This window comes from Pseudoflavonifractor phocaeensis, from assembly GCF_016901735.1.
Classification (GTDB): Bacteria; Bacillota; Clostridia; order Oscillospirales; family Oscillospiraceae; genus Pseudoflavonifractor_A.
The window spans coordinates 1-356 of sequence record NZ_JACLZC010000220.1 but is presented as its reverse complement, the minus strand read 5'-3'; the positions used below and the strand labels follow the sequence as shown (position 1 = coordinate 356).

1 protein-coding gene is annotated in these 356 nt (G+C 51.4%); it reads right to left on the bottom strand.

What is annotated here, in order from left to right; all coding sequences use genetic code 11:
* Nucleotides 1–356 (bottom strand): transposase (locus H7U37_RS15355; RefSeq protein ID WP_204877034.1); only part of this gene is annotated, 356 nt, incomplete at both ends.

Genomic DNA, 356 nt, shown 5'->3' with positions numbered 1-356 from the left:
CTTCAACATCGTGTAAATCAGCGCCAGCAGTTTGCGAGCCAAAGCAATCGTTGCACGTTTAGCGCCCTTCCGCTGTTTTATCCTCCAGTACCAACCGGAGAGGTACAAGTTTCGCTTTCCGGAGATGACCCATCCCACCTCGCAGAGCATACTCTTCAGATACGGATTACCTTTGTTAATGTGAGCACTCTTGCGTTTTCCGGCACTTTCATTGTTGCCGGGGCTCAAACCAGCCCAGGAGCATATGTGCTGGGAATCCGGAAAGGCACTCATATTGTTACCAATCTCCGCGATAATGGCCGCTGCCGCAGTTACATCAATGCCCGGTATGGAACACAGGAGGCTCAATGCCTCTT